Raw genomic sequence first — 21587 nt, 5'->3', positions numbered from 1 at the left:
GGGTTGATGGCATTAGTCTTAAACTCCCATGTCGTTAAATCCGTTGTCGGAAAATATAATCCTTTTCCTACATTGTTATTAAAGTTATTATATGCAGATGCGTCTAAAAACGGATTTTCATTCCCTATTGATGTATCTAGTCCTGTATGTACTTTTATTTGTCCGTATGCTAAAGAGCCTAATAACAGACTTGCCAATATTATTCTATTTTTCATTTATTTTAATTTAAAAAATTAATAACTTCCTCCAATTACAAACCATGTAGGCTTATTACCATTTGTTGTATCTATTCCTGACATCAACAGATGCCCTTTTCCTGCATCCAAATCTCTAATTTTTTTGGGTTGATTTATCTCTGAATACTCTAATCTATTATTATATTGATTATTTACTGAAATAATTTTACCTATATAATTTGCAGGATCTGGTAAGCCTATTTGATCGCCACTCGTTTGTACTAAAGCAAATGTATTGGGTTTCGCCCATTCTTCTGGAGTTATAGAAACTACTTCTCTAATTTTCCCAGTAATGGTATTTAAGGTAACTCCTGCCTGAGATGCTCCTGCGCCCATTTTAACCCAAACACCTCCTTTAAAAAAGTAAAAACCTGTGGCATCTACATTAACGGTTGTTCCTGATGCTGCCCCATCAGATACAGAATCAATATAAAGCAATGTAGATTCTGCAACATCCGCACCCATATTAGCAGCTCTCACACGGCTAACGCGTGGTATTAAAACACCCTCTTTGGTATTTCCACTTGTATTGGCATCAGCTACTTTTATCTCCAAAGTAGCTTGTGGGTTTTCTGCATTAATCCCCACTTTTCCCTGCTGGGCATAAGTGGTTAATCCTAAGCCTAAAAAGGCTAATACACCTAATTTTGTTGTTGTCTGTTTCATAAAATTTAAATTTAAAGTTGTTAATAATTTATTTGTTTAGTTTCCGTTTTTTTCTTGATTTCCTCTGGGCTTAAAACCGCAGGCGTCTCGTTTAAATTTTCACGCCTGTGGTTGTCCAACCGCACGCCTGCGGATTTTTTTTTCACGCGTGCGGTTTTATTTCCCTCTGCTAGAGCTTTTCGTAGCTTAGCGTGGCGAGCATCTTTTTCAGGTCAGAACCTGGGGTAAAGACCACCTTGGCATTTTTAATAGCTGCTGAGGTTACTTCCTCTTCTTTGGCTTTACCCTCACTACTGATGCTCACTCTCATACTACCCAGTTCGCCTAATCGGATAATTTGTCCGTCTGCTAATGAAGCCTGCATAACATCTACTAGGGCGTAAAGCACCGCTCTAATGTCCGCTCCACTTACTGTTGAGATTTTCTCAATGTCTTTAGTCAGACCCGCTAAAGTTTTTTCGCTCACTACATTGGCAGAAGCGTAGTATTTTTTCTCGCCTCCACCAGCAACTCCTGGTTGCCCTTTCTGAATGACTTTGTACTTAATTGGCATAATTTATATGGTTTTTAATGGTTGTTGTATGATTGTGTAATGTATTGAGGTACACTGGTACATCGGTACATTGATACAGAAAAAACGCCCTGCCCCCAGATATATAACACACAACATAAAGAAAATGAGGACAGGGCTACAGCCCATGGCAAGGAATGCCAAAGAAAGGGCTGCATATAAGCAGTAAGCTTCAAGCTTTAGGCTTTCAGCAAGGTAAAAGTGAAAAGGGTTAAGTGATAAGTGGCTTGCCGCTTTAGGCTTAAAGCCTACTGCGGATATTACAGTGTCACCCTGAACTTGTTTCAGGGTCTTTAAAATTGGTAAATGTAACGCCCATTCCGTGAGATGCTGAAATTGAAAATTCACGAATCCATAGATATATAATAAAACAGAATGAGTAAATAAATTCAGCATGATAGCATTGAGCGTATCGCCTACAGCAGGGTAAAAGTGATGAGTTTTAAGTGATAAGTGGCTTATAGCCTTCGGCTTACTGCATAAAGCGATGTTTGAGTGATTGCCTGAAGCCTTTAGCCTACGGCATAAAGCCATACCCCCCCCTAAGTTCTAAGCTCTCATCTCTAAGCTCTTTTTTCGAAAAAAAGTTGTATAATACGCGCGCTACGCAGGAATTAACCTGTGTGTGTTTACACAATTTTCTGAAACCACCAAATTATTTGAGTAGTTTTTTTGAAAAAGTTTTATTTCTGTGAAAATGTGTAACATAATGGGGGCAAAAATATGGGTAATTTTTTTATTGTGCAAGAAAATTTAGAAATTAGGTTTTAGGTAGATTCAACTAGCAAATGCAACTTTGATTATTTACAAATTTAAAAAAGGTGGCATTAGAAGGATAAATGAAATAAAAGCAATCTCTGCAGTCTTACTTTTTCCGATTTTTTAAACTTAAAATCAACAAATAGTTGTATTTTTAATTGAGACTCACTCTATAGATGCTGTAAAAAAAAAAATTGTGTATTTAACCTAATCCTTTTCTAAGCAATTAATTTAACTCAAAACTTATTTGTATTTTTGCTGTTATGCTTTATGCTCAGATTATTTTACCGCTAAACCTTAAAGGGACTTTTACTTATAAAGTTCCTAAAGAAATGCAGCTGCAAATCGTTTGTGGCATGCGTGTACTGGTTTCTTTTCGGGGGAAAAAGGTGTATACAGGTATCGTTTCGGAATTGCATAATAAAGAGCCAGAGGGCTTTAAAGCTAAAGAAATTATCAGTATTCTAGATGATAGTCCAGTATTACCAGAGCCACAGTTGGCGTTTTGGAATTGGCTGTCCAGTTATTATCTCTGTAATATTGGGGAAATTTATCGTTATGCCTTTCCTTCGTCTTTAAAGCTGGAAAGTGAAACTTATTTGAAATTAAAGCCCAATGCAGACATCACTTACGATTTATTAGATGGGAATGAATTGCATTTAATCCAAGCCTTAGAAGTTCAACAAATCATCAGCCTAAAGGAAGTAGAGGCCTTTATCCCAAAAAAAGAATTAATTAAAACGATTAATGGGCTGATTGATATGCGCTATATCGAAATTGACGAAAAGGTAGCGGAAAAATATAAGGCTAAAGAAGTAAGTTTTGTAAAAATCCACCCAGATTTACTCGAAAATCAGCGTATTGCAGAAGTCCTTAATCAACTAAAAAGAGCAACTAAACAAAAGGAATTATTCTTACAAATTCTATCGGAGCAAACAGAACATCCTGATAAGCCTATCAAAAAATCGAGTTTATTTGATGAAGAAAATTTTGCCTATGCTCAACTTAAATCTTTGGTAGATAAAGGCTTTGTGGAAGAATATTGGCTAGAGCAAGACCGATTGGAGCATTATCAAGGCGATACAGAAACAATAGAAGCACTATCGGAAGTACAGCAAGGTGCGTTAGCAGAGATTAAGGCTTATTTTGATGAAGGTAAACATGTGCTACTACACGGTGTAACGGCATCTGGAAAAACGCACCTCTATATTCATTTGATTGAGCAGATGATGCAATCGCAAAAAAATAGTTTGCTATTATTACCCGAAATGGCACTGACCAAGCAAATCATCCATCGGCTAGAAAAAAAATATGGGAATAAAATAGGATTTTATCATCAAAAATTGACTGATTTTGAGCGGGTGGAAGTTTGGAAAAAAATCAAACAAAATCAAATCCAACTATTGATAGGAACGCGTTCGGCATTATTTCTTCCATACGAAAATTTGGATTTAATCATTGTAGATGAAGAACACGACTCGGCATATAAACCTAGGGAAAGCACCCCTTATTTTAATGCTAAAGATGCCGCACAGATGTTGGCAAAATTTTATAATGCCTCGCTGGTTTTGGGGTCGGCAACGCCTTCATTAGAAAGTTATTATGCCGCACAAAAAGGTCGATTGGGCTATGTAAGGCTTTCTGAGCGCTATGGCGGTACGGCACAACCTGTCTATCAGCTTATAGACTTAAAGGAAGCCCAGCAAACCAAACAGATGAAAGGGCATTATACTTTCCCACTTATGGAAATGATGGCGCAACATTTAGAAGATGATAAGCAAATTATGGTATTGCACAATCGTAGAGGTTATGCTAATGTGATAGAGTGCGAAAGTTGTGGGCATGTACACTATTGTAGTAACTGCGATGTGGTGATGACTTACCATAAGGTTTCACAAGAACTCAAATGCCACTATTGCGGTCAGCGGGCGGCGAAACCTACCCAATGTTCTAAATGCCAGTCCGACCAGTTGAATACTAAAGGCATTGGTGTAGAACAAATCTTTGAAGAAACCCAGCAACTTTTTCCTGAAGCCGATGTAGAGCGAATGGACATCGATAGTATGAGGAAAAAATTCGCCTACGAAAAACTTTATGAAAAAATAGAGCAACGAGAAACCGATATTATTGTGGGGACCCAAATGATTTCTAAAGGTTTAGATTTTGAATATATTGATTTGGTGGCTATTCCCAAAGCGGACGCATTGCTTTATGTTCAGGATTATAGGGCGGAGGAGCGTGCTTATCAGCTCATTACGCAGTTGTCGGGTCGCGCAGGTCGAGTTTCGGGCAAGGGACAAGTATTTATTCAGACTTATAACCCTAATCATCCTGTGTTTAGTTTAATTAAAGCCCAAAATTCAGATGAAATCTATCAACATTTTTTAAGGGAACGCAAACAATTTCTTTATCCACCATTTACCAAGTTAATACTACTAGAAATAAAACATGCTAAAGAAGGAAAAGCCGACCGAGCCTCTCAGTTTTTAGGTTCTATATTGAGGAAATACCTTCCTGAAATGTGTATTTTAGGTCCAGAAAAAGCCCCTATTGCAAAACTGAAAAATAAATACCAATATCAGATTTTATTAAAATTCCCAAAATCTAAAAAATACCATGAGTATAAAGACAAAATAGGAGTGGCTTTAGAGGAGTTTCGGGAAATTAGTGCTTATCAATCGGTTAAAATTCATGTTTTTGTGGATATTTAACAGATTTTAACAAACTTTAGGCTTATTTACTATGCCGTTATAAGGGCTAGAGAACAATAATATTTAATTTTGTTTCGTTTTAGAGATATAGCCTTCCATAGAGGTTATCCTATTAAGAAAAATATAAATTTTTATGAATTTTATTAAAAAAAGTATACTAGCTTTTAATGTATCACTCTTTTCATTAGTTTTTGGACAAGGCAATTCTTACTCCAAATATTCTACTCCTGATATTGCTAATGAAATCATTGCAACGCCCCCAGCTAAAGAAGCGGTAGATGCCGCAATTGATAGGCTGATGAACCAGCCCATAGTACGCAATGCCAACTGGGGCTTTGTTGTTTACGACCCAAAGACCAAAAAAATCATTAGTTCTTATAATGAAAATGAACCTTTAGTACCTGCGTCTACCACCAAGTTGCTTTCTACCAATGCAGCCATAGAGATTATGGGACCTCAGTTTCGCTACAATACCCAATTGGAGTATTCGGGAACTTTAAAAGATGGCGTTGTAGATGGGAATTTGTATTTGGTAGGTAGTGGTGACCCTACCATTGGCACGGGGCTTGGCGGCGCGTCTAGATACACTCCTATTATTACGGATTACATCAACGCTATGAAAAATATGGGGATTACTAAAGTAACGGGTAATATCTATGTGCAAACTGCGGTGTTTAAAGAAAATAAACATCTATTACCCGAACATATTGTTTGGTTAGAGCATAATAATTATTACTTGCCAGTGGGTAGAACAGAAGGCATCAACCCTAAAAATGAAAGACAAGTCGTTAGGCAAAAAAATCCATTTAACGAAGAAAAGCGTTTCTTTTATATCTCGCCTTACACACATAAAATGGTGTATACCGATACCTTTTTAGGAAATAGTATTTCTGGTAAAGTGCCAGATGCGCCTTATTATTTGGCTAATACGCTTAGGGCTTCTTTATTAAAAAATGGGATATCCATTCTAGGTACGGTTCAAGGCAAAAGTATGGATGTCAATCCTGAAAATAGAGTCATCATTACGACTTATAAATCGCCTAAGTTAGAGGATATTATTTACTTTACTAACCAAAGAAGTTATAATAAATTTGCGGAAGCTCTATTAAGAACCGCAGGGTTTTACAAAAATGGAGATGAGTCATTAGAAACGGGTAGAAGTACCATTGTGCAATTACTTAAGGATAAAGGCTATGATTTTACAGGGCTTAATTTAGCAGATGGTAGTGGCTTGTCTAGAAGTAATGTGGTAACGCCGATTTCTCAAGTTAAGTTTTTAGCAGGGGTGATGAAAGAGGATTATTTTCCTATTTATTTTAATTCCCTACCTATTGCGGGACAATCGGGAACGCTAAAATCTATGTTTATAAATAACGACGGCTATGGACAAATTTTTGCCAAAACGGGAACATTAAGAGGGGTTAAATGTCTAGCAGGGTATATTAAAACTAAGTCTGGAAAAACACTTACCTTTTCTTTGTTATTTAATAATTATAGAGGGAGTGTTTCTCAGATTAAAGCAAAAATGGAAGAACTTTTGCTACCAACTTTAGATTTATAGATTAAGAAATTCTTTAGAATAATTTAAAAGCCACCCGCAAAAGGTGGCTTTGTTGTATGATTATTTTTGTCTAAAATAGATTTCAATCGGTACGCCCGTAAATCCAAATTCCTTTCGGAGTCTATTTTCTGTAAATCTTTTGTAAGGTTCTTTTACATATTGTGGTAAATTACAGAAAAATACAAACTGAGGCGATGGAGTTGGCAGTTGCACACAGTATTTTATTTTAATATATTTTCCTTTGATGGCAGGAGGAGGGGTATGCTCAAAAACTGGGAGCATCACTTCATTAAGTTTAGAAGTTTTAATTTTTTTCTTACGATTTTCGTAAACTTCCATAGCAACCTCTACGGCTTTAAGGATTCTTTGCTTCGTCAATGCAGAGACAAACAGAATAGGGATATCGTTAAACTGACCAATTCTATCTTTTATGGCGTTTTCAAAATCTCTCATGGTATTGGTTTCTTTCTCTACCAAATCCCATTTATTCACTAAGATAACGATTCCTTTTCGGTTTTTCTGAGCAATTCCGAAGATATTCATATCCTGAGATTCCCAGCCTTGTGTGGCATCTACCATAATGATTACCACATCGGAATTTTCAATCGCTCTTACGGAACGCATTACGGAATAAAATTCTAGGTTTTCATTCACTTTAGATTTCTTTCGCATTCCAGCTGTGTCTACTAGCACAAACTCGTACCCGAATTTATTATAAAGCGTTTCTATACTGTCTCTAGTGGTTCCTGCTACATCGGTTACGATGTTTCTTTTGTTATCGAGTAGGGCATTGGTAAGGGTAGATTTTCCCACATTCGGTCGCCCTGCAATAGTAATTTTTGGCAAGCCTTCAAATGGGTCTTTGTATTCCGTAGTAGGAAATTCGGCGACTACATCGTCTAGTAAATCCCCTGTTCCAGAACCCGTTGCGGATGACAAGGTGTAATATTTATCAATCCCTAATTGATAGAATTCCGTAGCAGGTAATTCTTCTTTAGCAGAATCAACTTTGTTCACTACAATATAAATAGGTTTATTGGAACGCCTCAGCATTTCGTAGATTTCTTGGTCGGTTTCCGTTAAGCCTTCTTCTACATTCAACATAAAAATAATAGAAGTGGCTTCTTCCACAGCCAGTTGTACTTGTTGGCGAATTTCTTCTTCAAAAACATCATCAGAGCCTACATCATAGCCACCTGTATCTATCACGGTAAATTCTACACCATTCCAATCCGATTTTCCATAATGGCGGTCTCTGGTAACCCCAGCAGTAGAATCCACTATGGCTTCTCTTCGTTCTAAAAGTCTATTAAATAAAGTGGATTTCCCCACATTAGGACGCCCCACAATGGCAACAATATTCGACATAAAAATGTTTAATAATAATGATTATTAATGGGTTACTTCAACTTTTGAAGCCCAATTTTTTGCAAAGATACGGTTTTTTTGACTTACGAGGCTTTATCTATTTATTCTATACTCTTCTTTAACCCTTTAATACTCGGTTAATTTTACAGGATTTTTATTTCAAATGCAAGATTTATTTATTATATTTGTGGCTTATCATAAGGCAGAAATTAGGCTTATTGAAATGATGGTATAGAATAATGGATAGTATTGTCATTAATATTGCCAAGTGATTTTTAAATCTATATTAATTCGAGATATTTAATTGATGGAAATGTTGTTTAAGGAATTACTACAAAAAGTAGAACAAATTGTTTGCTCTACAACAACCAGAACTCAAAAATTACAGCAAATATGTACCGTATTGCAGCAGGAGGTAGATTATTATAATTGGGTGGGGTTTTATTTTGCAAACCATGATACTAAAACACTTCATTTAAAAGCTTATTCTGGTGAACCTACAGAGCATACGGAGATTCCTTTTGGAAAAGGAATTTGTGGTCAGGTGGCAGAATCTAACGCCAATTTTGTAGTACCAGATGTAAAGGCTCAGGATAATTATATTGCGTGTAGTCTTACCGTAAAATCCGAAATTGTGATACCACTATTTGTAGAGGGTAAAAATATTGGTCAAATAGATATTGATTCTCACACCATAGACCCTTTTACTTCTGAAGATGAACGCTTTCTAGAGGCTGTAAATGCACAAGTGGCAACACTTTTTAAAGATAAAAATGATTGACCATTGATTGGTATGCCTATGGTTTACGATTTAGAAAAAGAGAATAAAGAAATCCTTGCAAGATACAAGGATTTGATTTCTAATACTTATAGAACGCTGAATGAAGAGAATAACAAACTCATCAGAAAGGCGTTTGATGTTGCATTAGATGCGCATAAGGACCAGCGTAGAAAAACAGGAGAGCCTTATATCTATCATCCCATAGCCGTAGCAAAAATTGTGGCAGAAGAAATCGGCTTGGGGGCTACCTCTATTGCTTGTGCATTGCTTCACGATGTGATTGAAGATAGCGATTATACTTACGAAGGTATTAAAAAAATATTTGGAGAAAAAATTGCCAATATCGTTAATGGTTTAACGAAAATTTCGGTGATGAATAACCAAAATATCTCCGTGCAATCCGAGAATTATAGAAAGTTATTATTAACGCTATCAGAGGATTTTAGGGTGATTTTGGTAAAAATTGCGGATCGGCTTCATAATATGCGTACACTGGATAGTATGCGGCCAGATAAGCAAAAGAAAATAGCTTCGGAAACGGTATATATCTATGCACCATTGGCCCATAGATTAGGACTTTATACCATCAAATCTGAGTTAGAAGATTTATCTCTAAAGTACAATAATCCTGAAGTTTATACAGAAATTACTGAAAAACTTGAATTGGCTAAGGAGCAAAGAGAGCGCTATCTAGAGGTTTTTAAAAAAGAGGTGACCCAAAGCTTGGAAGACGAAGGGCTGAACTTTAAAATTAAAGGGCGTACAAAGGCGATTAGTTCCATCTACCGAAAAATGCTAAAGCAAAATGTTGGTTTTGAGGAAGTTTATGATAACTATGCCGTGCGTATTATTTACAAATCGGATGCTAAAAATGAAAAATTCTTAGCTTGGAAAATTTATTCCATCGTTACCGATTCTTACCGAAGTAATCCTAAAAGAATGCGCGATTGGATTTCTGCACCGCGGTCTACGGGCTACGAAAGTTTACATATTACGGTATTGGGACCAGATAATAAATGGATAGAAGTCCAGATCCGTTCGGAGCGTATGGATGAAATTGCCGAAAAAGGGGTGGCTGCCCACTATAAATATAAGGAAGGCTTTAAACGAAATAATGATGATACCAACTTTGAGCAGTGGGTAACACAGATTCGCGAGGTTTTAGAAAACCAAGAATCTATGTCGACTTCCGAACTGTTGGATGATATTAAACTCAACCTTTATGCCAAAGAGGTTTTTGTATTTACCCCACAAGGTGAAGTGATGATTCTTCCTAAAAATGCTACAGCACTAGATTTTGCTTTTTCTATCCATACGGGACTAGGAGCTAAATGTATTGGGGCTAAGGTAAATGGGAAGTTGGTTCCGATCAGTTATATCCTAAATAGTGGAGACCAAGTGGAAATAATTTCCTCTAACAACCAAAAACCCAAACAAGATTGGTTGGATTTTGTAGTAACTTCTAAGGCAAAATCTAAAATTAAAAATGCCCTGAATGTAGAGCGAAACGAGCGAGTAAAAGAAGGTAAAGAAATTTTACAGCGTAAACTTAAAAATACAAAAATCAACTTTAGTGAAGAGGAGGTTAATAATTTACAGAAGTTTTTTAATCTTAGAAACTCCCAAGATTTATTTTTAAAATTCCAAGATGGAAGTTTAGATATTGGTGACCTGAAACATTATGCTGAGAAAAAGAGTGTTTTTGCATCATTATTGCAAAAATTTAAAAAAAGTGTCAAAACCCAGACTTATAAAGAAGAGCCTACAACGGACGAGAAGTTAGATTTAATCGTTTTTGGTAAAGACGAGGAAAAACTCAACTATAGTTTTGCTAAATGTTGTACTATTATTCCTGGGGATAAAATTTTTGGGTTTGTCACTATTTCAGAAGGTATTAAGGTGCATAATGATAATTGCCCTAATGCGATCAATATGCGTGCCAACTACGATTATAGGGTAATTCCTGCAAAGTGGGTCAATGCGGAAAGCCTTAATAATAGAGTGAAAATAGAGGTAGAAGGATTGGACAGAATGGGAATGATAAACGATATTACTAAAGTCATAACCGATGCTATGAATATTGATATGAGAAGCTTTAGTATTAATTCTAATGATGGGGTGTTTAATGGAGAAATAGCACTAGAAGTAAAAAATAAAACACAACTAGAAGAGACTTTAAAGCAACTCAAGCAAATTGAAGGAGTTACAAGAGTTAAAAGAATATAATTATAAAATTTAAATACAGATTAAATGAAGATAACAACTTATTTTAGAAAATTTCTGCAAAGTAACCAATCGTCTGGATTGTTACTGATTGTATGTGTCATTATTTCATTGATGATTGCTAATTCTTCCTTAGCAGAATATTTCCAAGATTTTCTCAATTTTAAAATTGGTAGTGAGCGTCTGCACCTTAACTATTCGGTTTATATGTGGATTAACGATGGTTTAATGGCAATTTTCTTCCTTTTAGTAGGTTTGGAGATTAAAAGAGAGTTGCTAGAAGGGGAATTGTCTAACTTTAGAAAAGCATCGTTACCAATATTTGCAGCGGTAGGAGGGATGCTATTTCCTGCGCTTATCTTTATGTTTTTCAATTATGGTACACCATATCATCATGGTTGGGCTATTCCTATGGCTACGGATATTGCGTTTTGTTTAGCTATTATTTCTATGCTGGGGAAGCGCGTGCCTGCATCGCTTAAGATTTTCTTAGCGGCTTTGGCTATTGTGGACGATTTAGGTGCCATTATTGTGATTGCCTTATTCTATACTGACCAATTGGAGTGGATGTATCTAGGGTTAAGTGCTGGGATTATGGCACTATTAATTGGACTTAATTACTTTGGCGTTAAAAAACATATTTATTATCTTATCCCAGGTGTATTTTTATGGTATTGTGTGCATCACTCTGGTATCCATGCTACTATTGCTGGGGTATTGCTAGCCTTTACTATTCCTACTAATGTTTCCGAAACAGAAATATCACCTTTGGAAAAATTAGAAGGCAAACTACACTTACCAGTCAACTTTATCATCATGCCAATTTTCGCTTTAGCCAATACCAATATTACTTTAAAAGAAAAAATGGTGGACGGTTTATTTACTAATTTTGGTTATGGTATTATCTTAGGTCTATTTTTAGGAAAAGTCATAGGGATTAATCTAATGTCGTTCATTGCGGTGAAACTTAAAATCAGTGAATTGCCAGATAGGACTAATTGGAAACAAATGATTGGTAGTGGTTTCCTTGCAGGAATTGGTTTCACGATGTCTATATTCATCGCTCTATTGTCCTTTAAAGGCTATCATGGGTTACAAGAGGAAGCCAAATTTGCTATTTTAGTAGCGTCGATATTGTCTGGGATTGTTGGTTATCAATTGCTGAAAATGTTTTCTAGAAAGAAGAAAAGACGCCATTACAACTTCTCTAAGTTGAGAAAGAAAAATAAATTGACAACTTAATTTTTATTAAGCCATCTCAGGGAGGTGGCTTTTTTAATTTATGATAAATAAAAACCCCGACTAATAAATTAATCGGGGTAAAAACTAATAACCATGAAAACTCAAATTAAACATGAGAATCAAACTCTATTATACAAAGTCTGTGCCAAAAAATATTTAAAAAGTTTTTTCATACAAAAATAAGTTTGTACTTTTGCCCTCGAAAAAATTAAAATAAGATGTCAGGAAACATTACATTTACAATGATTAAGCCAGATGCAGTATCCGATGGATACATTGGCAACATATTAGAGAAAATTACAGAAGCAGGCTTTAAAATTAAAGCTATGAAATTGACGCAACTGACCGTAGCGGATGCTAAGAAATTCTATGAAGTGCATGCAGAAAGACCATTCTATGGCGAGTTGGTAGACTTTATGTCTTCAGGACCTATCGTTGCGGCAGTATTGGAAAAAGAAAATGCAGTAGAAGATTTTAGAACGCTTATTGGGGCAACTAATCCTGCAGACGCGGCAGAAGGTACCATAAGAAAACTTTATGCTAGAAGCGTAGGCGAAAATGCAGTACATGGTTCAGATTCTGATGAGAATGCACAAATTGAAGCAGCATTCCATTTTTCTGGAAGAGAGATTTTTTAATAGAAGTTCTATATGATAATAGCAACGGCTCCGAAATTTCGGAGCCGTTGCTATTTTGTATATGATATAGGCTTATGCTAACTTCACATTCACGGCATTGATGCCTTTTTTTCCTTGTTCTGTTTCATACACTACTTCGTCGTTCTCACGGATTCTTGTCGTTAATCCAGAGGTGTGTACAAATACATCTGCACTACCGTCGTTTGGTGTAATAAATCCGAAACCTTTAGTTTCGTTAAAGAATTTTACTGTTCCTTGTTTCATTGTAATTGAATTTAAAAAATTGATATTTATTTTATTTTGATAACATTTACGGCGACATAGCCCTTTGGACCACGCTCTTTTTCAAAAGAGACTTTATCGCCTTGTTTTAATGTTTCTGATGTGTCATTCACATGGAAGAATAGACTGTCGTTAGTTTTATGGTCGCTGATGAACCCGTAGCCCTTTTCATCGTTATAATGATTTACGGTACCTTTATTTTGAGTATCATCCACATCTATAGGAGCTGCCCCTAGTTGGATATCGTCTAAACTAATTTCTATCTTATCGTCTATAGTAGGTTTTTCCTCGGTAAACTGACCATTGGCGTCTACATAGACAATCATATCATCTAAACTTTTTCCTTTGTTGTTATTAAGTTTACGCTCTTCTCTACGCATCGCTTTTTCTTTAAGTTTTTGCGCTTTTTTCTTGTTGTTTTCCTTTTTACTATAGGTATCTGCCATATATTTAAATTGTTGAATGTTTTTTTATTGATTAAGTGGATATGATATCGCTTAGTTAAGAATTGGAATTTTAAATCCGATTAACTTTTGGATATTTCTAAAGTCTTTTTGCTCGTCTTCGCCACAGAAAGAAATCGCATTGCCTTCTACACCTGCTCTACCCGTACGCCCAATACGATGAACATAAGTTTCTGGTACATTGGGAAGTTCGTAGTTGATGACTTGTGGAAGTTCTTCAATATCGATGCCTCTAGCAGCAATATCCGTTGCAATAAGGACATTGATTTTGTTAGATTTAAAATCGTTTAATGCTCTTTGTCTCGCATTTTGAGATTTATTTCCATGGATAGCAGCGGCAAAAATTCCTGTTTTTCCTAGTTGTTTTACTAGTCTATCAGCACCGTGTTTGGTTCTTGTAAAGATTAATGAACGGATATCTGCTGTATCTTTTAAGATGTCTATTAGTAGTCCCGTTTTTTTATTTTTCTCTACAAAATAAACCGATTGTCCAATGGTCTTAGCCGTAGAAGAAACAGGTGTTACAGTCACTTCTTTAGGTTGGTTAAGAATGGTATTGGCAAACTTACGAATGTTAGTTGGCATCGTGGCAGAAAAGAATAGGGTTTGGCGTTGCTTAGGTACTTTAGCCAATACTTTTTTCACATCATTTACAAAGCCCATATCTAGCATACGGTCGGCTTCATCTAATACTAAAAATTCTATTTTAGAAAGATTGATGATATTTTGATTCATTAAATCTAAAAGTCTACCAGGGGTGGCTATAAGTAAGTCTACGCCTTGTTTTATAGCGCGTTCTTGCTTGCCTTGAGGTACGCCCCCGAATATAGATAAATGATTAATGTTAAGGTATTTGCTATACTGCTTTACATTGTCTTCTATCTGGATGGCGAGTTCTCTGGTTGGTGTAAGCACTAAAGCTCTTATGGCTTTCCCTTTTTTAGGGGTGTTTTCCATCAATTGTAATAATGGAATAGAAAATGCGGCTGTTTTTCCTGTCCCTGTCTGGGCACAACCGATAAGGTCTTTGCCTTCTAAAATAATTGGAATGGCATTTTTTTGAATGTCCGTAGGTGTAGTATAACCTGCTTCTTGTATCGCCTTTAAAATAGGGCTCGATAATGGTAATTGTGTAAAATTCATATATTGTATTGTCGACTAAAGAACTTCGTTGTTGAAATTCTAATGGCAACTGAAAACACAAAAACTGATAGGAGTAAAAAAGAAAATATTCTAAAAAACTTTCTTGTCAGAAAGCGGCGAAAAGGTGCCTTTGTCATTAATTATGATGCAAATATACGCTAATTATTTTATAAACCTAATATAATTTGTAATTAATATGATTTATTTTATTAATTATTTTTAAAATTTATTATAATGGATTAATTTGTAGTGCTTTAGTTGAATAACTATATTGTAAAAAATAGCACACTATTTTAGTAAAGTGTGCTATTCAGCGCTAGAATCTTGTCTTTTTAAAGTTGCTCTATCTTATCGGTAAGGTTGTTGATAAAATTTTGAAGCGGTTTTTCTACCATCATTTTTATAAATGGATTGAATTTCCCTTCAAATAACAATTGCACTTCTGTTTGGTTTTCATTAACGGGATTAAGAGTTCCCGTAAGGCTAAAGTCTAGGCTAGAGCTGGCAGATTTTAAAACTACTTTTTCATTCTCTTTTACTTCGTCTATTTTTAGAGCGATTTCTGGCATCCCTTTTAACCCAAATTTAAAACCATCGGCTACGGTTTCAAACTTTTGCAACCCGTCTGGCATTAGCTCTTGATAGTCTTCGGGGCGTTTTAGCATCTCTGTCAATTGTTTTGCAGATTTATTTACGATAATTTTTCTTCCTTCTAAATTCATTTCTTAATTTTGTTAAATATTAAATACGCTACAAATGTATAAAGTTTTTATTAATGAAAAAAGTATCCTTTTAAGTCATCATCCAAAAGTGACGAAAGATAATATACCATTCGATGGACAACCGAGCTTAGATAAAGCCCTTGCCATCTTAGAAAAAACGCCAGCGACCGAAGTAGGATTATATTCCAGCGATGTAGAACAGCTTTGGAAGGCTTTCCAGAAGTTATTTAAAGTGGTAGAAGCGGCAGGAGGCTTAGTGGAAAACCATAAAGGGGAAACCTTATTGATTTATCGATTGGGAAAATGGGATTTACCAAAAGGGAAATTGGAAAAGAACGAAGGGATAGAAGCCGCCGCAGTACGAGAAGTGGAGGAGGAAACAGGAGTGGGACATTTAGAAATCACTCATTTTATCCAAGAAACTTATCATCTTTACAATGGAAAAAAAGGTAAAAAAAACCTAAAAAAAACCTATTGGTACGCCATGAAGCATCATGGTAACGATACGCCAGTTCCCCAAACTGAAGAGGGGATTTCTAAAGTAGAATGGTTGCCGAAAAAACAGGTATTAGAATCTATTTTTCCACAAACCTTCAAAAATATACAAATTGTACTGAATGCTTATTTTAAATAAAATAAAAAACACCCATTTCAACGATTAATTTTGAAATGGGTGTTTTGGTTTTTTGGGGAGGCTTAGTGGTTAGACATTAAATCTAAAGTGCATCACATCGCCGTCTTGTACTATATATTCTTTCCCTTCTACGGATAGTTTTCCTGCTTCTTTTACTTTAGCCTCAGAGCCATAAGTTATAAAATCTTCATACTTAATCACTTCGGCACGGATAAACCCTTTTTCAAAGTCGGTGTGGATTACGCCAGCCGCTTGTGGTGCCGTCCAGCCTTTACCAATCGTCCACGCTCGCACTTCTTTTACCCCTGCGGTAAAATAGGTTTGGAGTTTTAGTAATTCATAGGCTTTTCTAATCAAACGATTCACACCAGGCTCTTCTAGCCCTAATTCTTCAAGGAACATTTGGCGTTCCTCAAAAGTTTCTAGTTCGTTGATATCAGCTTCTATTTGTGCGGCTAAAACCACCACTTCGGCATTTTCTTTTTGTGCCAGCGCTTCAATTTTAGCAATCCATTCGTTACCATTTTTTATAGAATTTTCATCTACATTACAAACATAAAGTACAGGTTTTTTAGTTAATAACTGTACTTCGTCTATAATCGGTTGGGTCAATTCATTCGTTTCAAATTCCCTCGCATTGCGGCCACTTTCCACAAATTCTAGCATTTGTTTTAGGGTCTCGTACTTTAGAATATCTTCTTTTTTCCCAGATTTAATGAATTTTTTTGCTTTATCTACCGCTTTGGTCAGGGTTTCTATATCTTTTAACTGAAGTTCTATGTCGATAATTTCTTTATCTCTTAATGGGTCTACCGAACCTTCTACATGGACGATATTACCATTTTCAAAACATCTTAGCACATGGATAATGGCTTCACACTCTCTAATGTTTGCCAAAAACTGATTGCCTAAACCTTCGCCTTTACTGGCGCCTTTTACCAATCCTGCAATGTCTACAATTTCCACCACGGCTGGCAATACACGCTCTGGATTGACTAATTTTTCTAGCTCAAAAAGCCTTTGGTCTGGTACGGATACTGTGCCTAGATTGGGTTCTATGGTACAGAATGGATAGTTAGCACTCTGTGCTTTGGCATTGCTCAAACAGTTAAATAAGGTTGATTTACCTACATTGGGTAAACCTACAATTCCACATTTCATAAGGTTGTTTTATAATTTGCAAATATAAGTAAGTAATATTGGATTTGAAAATGGAATATATAAAATCCATGAATTATTAAATAGAATATGCCAACTTAATCTTGCATCTTCATTTCTATTCTAAAGGTGGTGCCTTTACCAATTTCAGAATGTAAAACTTTGATATCGCCTTTATGATATTCTGAAATGACTCTTTTGGATAATGATAATCCTAATCCCCAACCTCTTTTTTTAGTAGAATAACCAGGCTTAAAAACATGTCTTACTTGCTGGGCGTTCATCCCGCAGCCCGTATCTGCTAAATCAATAAAGATTTTGTTGCTTTTTTCGTAGAGTTTTATGTTTAAAGTGCCTTCGCCTTTCATGGCGTCTACTGCATTTTTGGTCAAGTTTTCAATAACCCAACTGATTAGGGTTCTATTATGGGCGACCAATAGAGGTTGAGCTGGCAAATCAAGACTGAAATTCACCTTTTTTGAGATGCGATGTTTTAGATAATCGTAATTGAGTTGAAGGGTTTCGTTAAGGTTGAAATCATTTAATTCTGGGACAGACCCTATTTTAGAAAAGCGTTCGGATATGGTGGTGAGGCGTTGAATATCCTTTTCAATTTCTTTTACTCCTACACTGTTTTCATTTTCCATTCTTAGAATTTCAATCCAGCCAATCATAGAAGACAGTGGTGTTCCAATTTGATGTGCTGTTTCTTTGGCTAAACCCGCCCAAAGGTAACCTTCGTCGGTTTTTTTTATGGTTTTTAGAAACCAATAGGATAGGATAAGGTATAGAAAAATAAAAAAGCCAATCCAAGCAGGGTAGTAGCGAAGATTGTTCATCAGTTCCGAATTGTCAAAATACAAATACTGGGTATGGGTATCCGAAATTTGGAGTTTAAAAGGCGGATATGATTGCTTCATTTGTTCCAACCGATGTTCTAATTGTTGAGGGTTATTTTGGATCTCCTCTGGAATATTTTTAATGAGTTCTGGAATCGGTTGCCCTTGCTCGTCGGTGACGATAATCGGGATGTTATCATTGGTTACGATAATTTCCTGAATCAATTCTAGCATCCTAGCATCACCTTGATTTTCGTCCTGTAGAAATTTCATAGCTTTAGCAAATACGGCGATATTCCTTGCTTCATTTTGTCTTAAATCTTTTACAATAATATAGGAATAAGCCGTGATACCAAATACCACAATACTGAAGAGTACAAAAAGTACCAATAAATTCGCTTTAGAAAAAAAGGCTTTATTTTTTCTCATAAGCGCTATTTTAGAGTGTTTAAGACCTTAAATAATTCAGAGTTAATACTATCCCCCTCATAATTATTTACGATAATGGAAAACACATACCGCTGACCAGATTTTGAAGTATGATAACCTGCATAGGCTTTGGTCGATTTTATGGTGCCGCTTTTCATTTTCATACCGTTATAAATAGGTAGGGCTTCATAGAACTGTGGAAACCAAGGTTGTTGCTTAGCCCAAATTAACGCTTGTACTTCGGCTCTTGCAGAGGCATAATTTTGAGGGGATAACCCACTACCATCGGCAAAATTAATCATAGCAGAGCGGATGCCTCGATCATTCCAAAATTGTTTTAAATGCTCAACACTTTGTGCTAAATTGGAATCGTTATACTTGACTTTTGACATGGTTCTCACCAAAGTTTCTCCATAAAGGTTCACACTTTTTCTTAGAAACCAATAAATAATTTGGTCTAAAGTCGGCGACTGATACTCAAAAAACTGATGTGTTTTAGGATATGTATGTGGTGTAAGTCCATCAATTTTAAACTGGGCGGTAGTTTTTACTGTTCCCGAAACATGGATGTCGTTGCTCATTAAAATATTTTGAATTTCAGCACCTAATTGCATTGGTGGATTAGGGGTAGCACCAGAAACGGTACTTAACTTCTGAGCAGGTAAAGTACCATTAATGGTGGCGACAAGGCTATGCGGTGAAGTATAAATATAACTTTGGTCGCCAGATTGAGGACTGCCTGATAGGGTTTCATTAATCCACTGAACGCCCAGTAATGGAAAGGAAAATCCTTCGATAGAGGTCGCATCCCCGATATTTTTACCACCTTTTATTTTTATGTCAAATTGGTTTTCTCGCCAATTAACACCCCAAACGCCAGCACCATAGTAATTGCCCAAATCATTCCAAGCCCAGCCCCCAGGAATAGTTTGGAAATCAAAATAAGAATCGTCGATGATGAGGTTTCCGTTAACCGTTGTAATCCCTTCCTTTTTAATAGCCTCTAGAACTTTATTTAGAAAATCTTCAGGTTGGTAGCCTTTGTAGCGCCAACTTCCCAAAGTAGGGTCACCATTGGATTTTAGGTAAAGATTGCCTTCTAGAGTTCCTTGATTGATATTGCCATCGTAAGCCATAGTTGTGGTGTAGCGGTAGTTGCTGCCCAAGGTTTCTAATGCTGCTGCTGCGGTAAAAAGTTTTTGTGTACTCGCTGTGGAAAGTCCTTTATTACCATTGTATTCATAGATAACATTGCCCTGCTCATCGGCGACATAAAATGATAAATTAGCCGCATACATTTTATGCGAACTTAATAAAGTGTTCACTGCTTGACTGATGTTAGAACTTTGCGCAGTAAGGCTATTAAATACTGAAAATAAAAAAAGGATGATAATTTTTTTCATTTTAAAGAAAGTTTATTTGGTGTTTCTCGGCTTACTATTTCTATAACCATAACTAAAGTAAAATACCAAGCCTAAGGCAAACCAAAGCCCAAACCAATACCAGTTTTCGTGGCTCATACCCGTCAATAAATACAAACAAGAACTTAAACCAATTAAAGGAATAAGCGAAAGATTTTTGAGAAATGCTAAAACGCAAAGCACTAAATTAACGATAATAAACACGCAAATTGCCAATCTAAATTCGCCTTCATTAGGGTCGTTCCAATTCATTAAACTATGAAAAAATTCGGGTTGCCAGAAATAGAAAAATACAAGTCCTCCTAGGAATAAAATAGGAAAAATCCATTTTCCGTTGATGTAAGGCATTTGAAAGCGTCCCGCGATTTTTTCTTTTCTCGGTAATAGTAATACACCACCACAAACCACCACAAACGCGAAAATAGTTCCAATACTTGTAAAGTCTAAAATAAAAGATTTATCGGTAAAAATAATAGGAATCCCCACGACAAATCCTGTAACAATCGTAGCGAATGAAGGTACTTTTCTCGTAGGGTGTACCTCTTGAAATTTTTTAGGTAAAAGTCCATCTCTACTCATTGAATACCAAATTCTTGGTTGCCCCATTTGAAATACTAACAATACCGTAGTAATGGCAATAATTGCTGTAACGGATACCACCAATTCCATCCACGCCACATCGGCATTTGAAGGTTCAAATATAAAAGAAAGTGGGTCGCCCACGCCATCAAATCTACGATAATCTACCATACCCGTTAAAATTAAGGTTAATACAATATAAATCACGGTACACAGTACCAATGAGATAATCATCCCTCGTGGAAGTGTGCGTTGCGGGTCTTTGGTTTCTTCAGACAATACACTTAGAGCATCAAATCCAATATAGGCAAAAAAGACACCAGAAACGGCGCTCATTACTCCTGCAAAGCCATTAGGCATCAATGAAGGTTCATTGGTGATGGAACTTATAGGCGTCCAATTGTCGGTATTAACATAGAAAATCCCTACTGCGATAATCAGTACAATAACTGCCAGTTTAGCAATCACCAAAATATTATTAAAGTTTTTACTTTCTTTAATCCCCACATAGCACAGCCAAGTGATTAAAGCATTAATCACCAAAGCAGGAATATCGACAATAAATCTAATGCCTGCAACGATAGGGGCGTTGTTCCACGCAGAAATGAGTTCTGGATGGGTAGAACCGTCTAATACCGCTTTATGAGCTTCAGAATAACTGCAAGTTAAGTAATCTGGAATGTGAATACCAATTCTAGAAAGAAAAGAAGTGAAATAATCTGACCATGAAAACGCCACATAGATATTACCAAAAGAATATTCCATAATTAACGCCCAGCCAATAACCCACGCTATCAGTTCCCCAAAACTTGCATAGGCATAAGTGTAGGCAGAGCCTGCGGTAGGGATTCTACTGGCAAATTCTGCATAGCACAAAGCGGTAAACCCACAAGCAAATCCACAAATAATATATAAAACAATAACCCCAGGACCGCCTCTAAATACGGCTTCGCCAAGGCTACTAAAACTTCCCGCACCAATAATGGCGGCAATACCAAAAAATACAATATCCCAAACGCCAAGGGTACGGATAAAGGAACTATTAAGATTATTGGAGTCGTATGGTTTTGTTCTGAAAAGTTGGTTCATAGTCGGTATAATAACAGTATAGATTAAGAAACAAAAATAAAGTAATTTTTTAAAAAACCTAATTTTAACAA

At 36.1% G+C, this 21587-nt stretch carries 20 protein-coding genes and 1 pseudogene; 7 read left to right on the top strand and 14 right to left on the bottom strand.

The features are described 5' to 3' along the window. From C237_RS14670 to C237_RS15065, 5 genes and pseudogenes are all read right to left on the bottom strand, one after another. Positions 1 to 197 (bottom strand): annotated as a pseudogene (locus tag C237_RS14670) (hypothetical protein); the annotation flags it as partial. Between the two features lie 36 nt (positions 198 to 233). After that, positions 234 to 902, bottom strand: a complete 669-nt coding sequence (locus C237_RS0111585; protein ID WP_018676628.1) for a hypothetical protein — start codon at positions 900 to 902, stop codon at positions 234 to 236. Between the two features lie 20 nt (positions 903 to 922). After that, on the bottom strand, positions 923 to 1048 hold the full coding sequence (locus tag C237_RS15125) for a hypothetical protein (protein ID WP_281166438.1): 126 nt from the start codon (positions 1046 to 1048) through the stop codon (positions 923 to 925). Between the two features lie 23 nt (positions 1049 to 1071). Next, entirely contained in the window at positions 1072 to 1455 is a 384-nt protein-coding gene (locus tag C237_RS0111580; protein WP_018676627.1) for an HU family DNA-binding protein, read from the bottom strand. Positions 1456 to 1458: 3 nt separating this feature from the next. Further along, the gene (locus tag C237_RS15065; protein ID WP_245539727.1) at positions 1459 to 2007 is read right to left on the bottom strand and encodes a hypothetical protein; all 549 of its coding nucleotides are present in this window, start codon (positions 2005 to 2007) and stop codon (positions 1459 to 1461) included. A gap of 488 nt (positions 2008 to 2495) precedes the next feature. Here C237_RS15065 and priA point away from each other — a divergent pair, with 488 nt between their 5' ends. Further along, positions 2496 to 4943 carry a replication restart helicase PriA gene (gene priA, locus C237_RS0111570; protein WP_018676625.1) on the top strand — a complete coding sequence of 816 codons (2448 nt, stop codon included), beginning with the start codon at positions 2496 to 2498 and terminating at the stop codon, positions 4941 to 4943. Between the two features lie 133 nt (positions 4944 to 5076). Further along, complete coding sequence (gene dacB, locus C237_RS0111565) at positions 5077 to 6504, top strand: D-alanyl-D-alanine carboxypeptidase/D-alanyl-D-alanine endopeptidase (protein WP_018676624.1); 1428 nt, start codon at positions 5077 to 5079, stop codon at positions 6502 to 6504. 60 nt (positions 6505 to 6564) lie between these two features. Here the strand turns inward: dacB (C237_RS0111565) and der are convergent, their stop codons facing one another. Then, entirely contained in the window at positions 6565 to 7872 is a 1308-nt protein-coding gene (der, locus tag C237_RS0111560) for a ribosome biogenesis GTPase Der (protein ID WP_018676623.1), read from the bottom strand. 313 nt (positions 7873 to 8185) lie between these two features. Between der and C237_RS0111555 the strand changes: the two genes are divergently transcribed. From C237_RS0111555 to C237_RS0111540, 4 genes are all read left to right on the top strand, one after another. After that, entirely contained in the window at positions 8186 to 8653 is a 468-nt protein-coding gene (locus tag C237_RS0111555) for a GAF domain-containing protein (RefSeq protein WP_026315667.1), read from the top strand. Between the two features lie 18 nt (positions 8654 to 8671). Next, positions 8672 to 10879: a RelA/SpoT family protein gene (locus C237_RS0111550; RefSeq protein WP_026315666.1), complete on the top strand. Its 2208-nt coding sequence runs from the start codon at positions 8672 to 8674 to the stop codon at positions 10877 to 10879. A 24-nt stretch (positions 10880 to 10903) separates the two neighbouring features. Next, the gene (nhaA, locus tag C237_RS13495) at positions 10904 to 12118 is read left to right on the top strand and encodes a Na+/H+ antiporter NhaA (RefSeq protein WP_051081520.1); all 1215 of its coding nucleotides are present in this window, start codon (positions 10904 to 10906) and stop codon (positions 12116 to 12118) included. A gap of 218 nt (positions 12119 to 12336) precedes the next feature. Then, positions 12337 to 12756, top strand: coding sequence for a nucleoside-diphosphate kinase (locus C237_RS0111540; RefSeq protein ID WP_018676619.1), 420 nt, complete (start codon positions 12337 to 12339; stop codon positions 12754 to 12756). 72 nt (positions 12757 to 12828) lie between these two features. Here the strand turns inward: C237_RS0111540 and C237_RS0111535 are convergent, their stop codons facing one another. The 4 genes from C237_RS0111535 to C237_RS0111520 form a co-directional block, all read right to left on the bottom strand. Beyond that, positions 12829 to 13020: a cold-shock protein gene (locus tag C237_RS0111535; RefSeq protein ID WP_018676618.1), complete on the bottom strand. Its 192-nt coding sequence runs from the start codon at positions 13018 to 13020 to the stop codon at positions 12829 to 12831. Positions 13021 to 13046: 26 nt separating this feature from the next. Further along, a complete protein-coding gene (locus C237_RS0111530) occupies positions 13047 to 13484 on the bottom strand; it encodes a cold-shock protein (RefSeq protein ID WP_018676617.1) in 438 nt (145 codons plus the stop codon). Between the two features lie 51 nt (positions 13485 to 13535). Continuing rightward, a complete protein-coding gene (locus C237_RS0111525; RefSeq protein WP_018676616.1) occupies positions 13536 to 14645 on the bottom strand; it encodes a DEAD/DEAH box helicase in 1110 nt (369 codons plus the stop codon). Positions 14646 to 14977: 332 nt separating this feature from the next. Continuing rightward, a complete protein-coding gene (locus C237_RS0111520) occupies positions 14978 to 15367 on the bottom strand; it encodes an SRPBCC domain-containing protein (RefSeq protein ID WP_018676615.1) in 390 nt (129 codons plus the stop codon). 34 nt (positions 15368 to 15401) lie between these two features. On the opposite strand from C237_RS0111520, the gene C237_RS0111515 reads away from it, so the two are divergent. Next, complete coding sequence (locus C237_RS0111515) at positions 15402 to 16001, top strand: NUDIX hydrolase (RefSeq protein WP_018676614.1); 600 nt, start codon at positions 15402 to 15404, stop codon at positions 15999 to 16001. Between the two features lie 69 nt (positions 16002 to 16070). Here the strand turns inward: C237_RS0111515 and ychF are convergent, their stop codons facing one another. The 4 genes from ychF to C237_RS0111495 form a co-directional block, all read right to left on the bottom strand. After that, complete coding sequence (ychF, locus tag C237_RS0111510; RefSeq protein ID WP_018676613.1) at positions 16071 to 17162, bottom strand: redox-regulated ATPase YchF; 1092 nt, start codon at positions 17160 to 17162, stop codon at positions 16071 to 16073. 95 nt (positions 17163 to 17257) lie between these two features. Then, positions 17258 to 18427 (bottom strand): sensor histidine kinase, encoded by a 1170-nt coding sequence (locus C237_RS0111505; RefSeq protein ID WP_018676612.1) that lies wholly within the window; start codon positions 18425 to 18427, stop codon positions 17258 to 17260. A gap of 5 nt (positions 18428 to 18432) precedes the next feature. Next, the gene (gene dacB, locus C237_RS0111500) at positions 18433 to 19830 is read right to left on the bottom strand and encodes a D-alanyl-D-alanine carboxypeptidase/D-alanyl-D-alanine endopeptidase (RefSeq protein ID WP_018676611.1); all 1398 of its coding nucleotides are present in this window, start codon (positions 19828 to 19830) and stop codon (positions 18433 to 18435) included. Between the two features lie 12 nt (positions 19831 to 19842). Continuing rightward, positions 19843 to 21516, bottom strand: coding sequence for an APC family permease (locus C237_RS0111495; RefSeq protein WP_018676610.1), 1674 nt, complete (start codon positions 21514 to 21516; stop codon positions 19843 to 19845). Positions 21517 to 21587: the final 71 nt, after the last annotated feature.

Origin of the sequence: Riemerella columbina DSM 16469 (assembly GCF_000374405.1) — a bacterium.
Classification (GTDB): Bacteria; Bacteroidota; Bacteroidia; order Flavobacteriales; family Weeksellaceae; genus Riemerella; species Riemerella columbina.
This window is presented reverse-complemented; position numbering and strand designations above follow the sequence as displayed.